This window comes from Clostridium chromiireducens (assembly GCF_003575225.1).
GTDB lineage: Bacteria > Bacillota > Clostridia > Clostridiales > Clostridiaceae > Clostridium > Clostridium chromiireducens.
This window is the reverse complement of sequence record NZ_QXDJ01000015.1, coordinates 1-4,042: the sequence shown is the minus strand read 5'-3', so window position 1 is coordinate 4,042 and position 4,042 is coordinate 1. Positions and strand designations below refer to the sequence as shown.

Sequence of the window (4,042 nt, the reverse complement as noted above, 5' to 3'; positions counted from 1 at the left end):
TAGGGGGTAATAGTCCCGTAAGTGAAAACTATGATAATCAGTTCTGCACCAGAGTACCACGAGACACGTGAAACCTTGTGGGAAGCAGGGAGGACCACCTCCCAAGGCTAAATACTACCTGATGACCGATAGTGAAGCAGTACCGTGAGGGAAAGGTGAAAAGAACCCCGGGAGGGGAGTGAAATAGAACCTGAAACCATGTGCCTACAACCGATCAAAGCACCTTATGTGTGTGATGATGTGCTTTTTGTAGAACGAGCCAACGAGTTACGGTATGTAGCAAGGTTAAGTACTTAAGGTACGGAGCCGAAGGGAAACCGAGTCTTAATAGGGCGACTAGTTGCATGCTGTAGACCCGAAACCGGGTGACCTATCCATGGCCAGGTTGAAGCGAGGGTAAAACCTCGTGGAGGACCGAACCACGTTGCTGTTGAAAAAGCATGGGATGAGCTGTGGATAGCGGAGAAATTCCAATCGAACTCGGATATAGCTGGTTCTCCTCGAAATAGCTTTAGGGCTAGCGTCGGAAAATGTGAGTAGTGGAGGTAGAGCACTGAATAGGCTAGGGGGCATAGCGCTTACCGAACCTTATCAAACTCCGAATGCCATATACTATCAGTCCGGCAGTCAGACTGTGAAAGATAAGTTCCATGGTCAAAAGGGAAACAGCCCAGATCGTCAGCTAAGGTCCCAAAGTGTAAGTTAAGTGGAAAAGGATGTGGGATTTCTAAGACAACTAGGATGTTGGCTTAGAAGCAGCCACTCATTAAAAGAGTGCGTAATAGCTCACTAGTCAAGAGATCCTGCGCCGAAAATGTCCGGGGCTCAAACTTACCACCGAAGCTACGGGTTCACACTTATGTGTGAGCGGTAGAGGAGCGTCGTAATCGGGCTGAAGTCGTACCGTAAGGAGCGGTGGACTGATTACGAGTGAGAATGTTGGCATTAGTAGCGAGATGTAGGCGAGAATCCTACAGGCCGAATATCTAAGGTTTCCTGAGTAAAGTTTGTCTTCTCAGGGTTAGTCGGGACCTAAGGCGAGGCCGAAAGGCGTAGTCGATGGACAATTGGTTGATATTCCAATACCACTATAATCGTTATTATCGATGGTGTGACGGAGAAGGATAGGATGTGCCAGCTATTGGATGCTGGTCTAAGCGTTAAGGGAGTCAGAGTAGGCAAATCCGCTCTGGCAATTCTGAGGCGTGATGGGGAAGGTTCTACGGAACCGAAGTATCTGATTTCATGCTTCCAAGAAAAGCATCTAGAGAGAGAAGTAGTGCCCGTACCGCAAACCGACACAGGTAGATGAGGAGAGAATCCTAAGGCCGACGGAAGAATTGCAGTTAAGGAACTAGGCAAATTGACCCCGTAACTTCGGGAGAAGGGGTGCCTGAGAAATCAGGCCGCAGAGAATAGGCACAAGCAACTGTTTAACAAAAACACAGGTCTCTGCTAAAGCGAAAGCTGATGTATAGGGGCTGACGCCTGCCCGGTGCTGGAAGGTTAAGGGGAACACTTAGTGGTAACGCGAAGGTGTGAACTTAAGCCCCAGTAAACGGCGGCCGTAACTATAACGGTCCTAAGGTAGCGAAATTCCTTGTCAGGTAAGTTCTGACCCGCACGAATGGCGTAATGACTTGTGCACTGTCTCAACTGCAAATCCGGCGAAGTTGTAGTGCGAGTGAAGATGCTCGCTACCCGCGATTGGACGGAAAGACCCCGTAGAGCTTTACTGTAGCTTAGCATTGAATTTCGGTATTGTCTGTACAGGATAGGTGGGAGACTGGGAAACTAGGGCGTCAGCCTTAGTGGAGTCGTTGTTGGGATACCACCCTGATAGTATTGAAGTTCTAACTGGATGCCATGAAACTGGTGACAGGACATTGTTAGGTGGGCAGTTTGACTGGGGCGGTCGCCTCCTAAAATGTAACGGAGGCGCCCAAAGGTTCCCTCAGAACGGTCGGAAATCGTTCGAAGAGTGCAAAGGCAGAAGGGAGCCTGACTGCGACACCTACAAGTGGAGCAGGGACGAAAGTCGGGCTTAGTGATCCGGTGGTACCTCGTGGGAGGGCCATCGCTCAACGGATAAAAGCTACCTCGGGGATAACAGGCTGATCTCCCCCAAGAGTTCACATCGACGGGGAGGTTTGGCACCTCGATGTCGGCTCGTCGCATCCTGGGGCTGAAGTAGGTCCCAAGGGTTGGGCTGTTCGCCCATTAAAGCGGCACGCGAGCTGGGTTCAGAACGTCGTGAGACAGTTCGGTCCCTATCCGTCGCGGGCGTAGGAAATTTGAGAGGAGCTGTCCTTAGTACGAGAGGACCGGGATGGACTGACCTATGGTGTACCAGTTGTTTCGCCAGAAGCATAGCTGGGTAGCTAAGTCGGGAAGGGATAAACGCTGAAAGCATCTAAGTGTGAAGCCCACCTCAAGATTAGATTTCCCATAGCGTAAGCTAGTAAGACCCCTTGAAGACTACAAGGTTGATAGGTCAGAGGTGTAAGTATGGTAACATATTTAGCTGACTGATACTAATAGGTCGAGGGCTTGACCAATAAATAATCAAGTTGTAATACATTAAAGAAACTATGTGCAATTTTGAAAGAACAAGGTTCTTTCAAGTATGTGAATACTGAAAACCAAATGAATAGTATGAATTAAAGTTTCTTTTTAAAGGAAACACTAACTCACATTCGTTCGTTGGTGTACAGTTCATTAGACCAAATCAGAGATTTGGAATGAACTAGCATCTCGTGATGATGGCATAGAGGTAACACTCCTTCCCATTCCGAACAGGAAAGTTAAGGTCTATAGCGCCGATGGTACTGCACGGGCGACTGTGTGGCAGAGTAGGACGTTGCGAGGTAAGTTAAAAGATAGTTGTAATGACTATCTTTTTTATTTACAGTAAAAAAGTTCTTATGATTACTATATAAATAAATATTTGGGTAGAGAAAAATAAGAAATAATCCACAATGTATTGTAATATGCATGTGGATTATTTCTTATTAATGTGGATATTTTTAAATTGACATGTTTATATAATAATTATATTTGGAATTAATTAAAGAAACAATCTTATACTTTTGAAGTGAAGCATGATGTTTAATTAAGAGTTATAAATAAATAGTTAAACATTTACACTTATTTTTATTTAGTGTTAAGGGAGTAATTGATCTGGTAGAGCTCCTATTTGATTACTACATCGGTCATAAAAACTGTCAACCAATCATTACTATAGAGTCTGGATTAAGCAAGTTAAGGCCTCGTGGCTATGGGGTAAAGAACTAAAAGGAAAAAGTATAATATGCATATTAAAGATATGTAGTGAGATATAGGAATTATAGCAACGATAAAATAGTTAATTGTTTAGGAGTACAAAAATATATATAAGTTATTGCGATTGGGATTGTTAATAATAAGTTTACTAAGTTTAAGGGAAAATATGTATAAATACACTATATTTATAGAGAATTAGTCTAACAACTACGGCGGGCGTATCAATAACCATAAAACTTAGAATAACAGAGAATTATTGTGAAAAATAATAATAATATCATTAAATGGTGAAAAATCAAATAATATAAATGTAGTAGGGATGTTAAGATAAAACACGTCGCTGAAACATATAAACAACTCGAAAGAAGTCGATAAGGATTTTAAAAGGTTGTTGATAAGTATAAACAGTGATGATATGATGTAATTCCTCGCTGAAAGATTTAGAATCAGTAGCTTAAGATTGAGAGAACTTACTGAAATAAGTTTAAAAGTTTTTTGAAAAAGTTATTGACAGGTTCTGAACGCGATGATATACTGATTAAGTTGTCAGAAACGACAGCAAACAACAAAATATTACAACAGTAATTGTAAGAGAGAAATTGGTCTTTGAAAATTGAACAGAATATATAAAAAACATTTAAGTAAACCAGCAATTCTTTATTTGAGTAAGCTAAGATTAAACTTTTTATTGAGAGTTTGATCCTGGCTCAGGACGAACGCTGGCGGCGTGCTTAACACATGCAAGTCGAGCGATGAAGTT

The 4,042-nt window shown here is 42.7% G+C and carries 3 rRNA genes; all 3 read left to right on the top strand.

Annotated elements, in window-relative coordinates:
* A 23S ribosomal RNA gene (locus D2A34_RS26420) occupies positions 1 to 2,558 on the top strand; the annotation flags it as partial.
* Between the two features lie 194 nt (positions 2,559 to 2,752).
* Positions 2,753 to 2,869: ribosomal RNA gene (gene rrf, locus D2A34_RS26415) — 5S ribosomal RNA — on the top strand.
* A 1,097-nt stretch (positions 2,870 to 3,966) separates the two neighbouring features.
* Positions 3,967 to 4,042, top strand: a 16S ribosomal RNA gene (locus D2A34_RS26405); the annotation flags it as partial.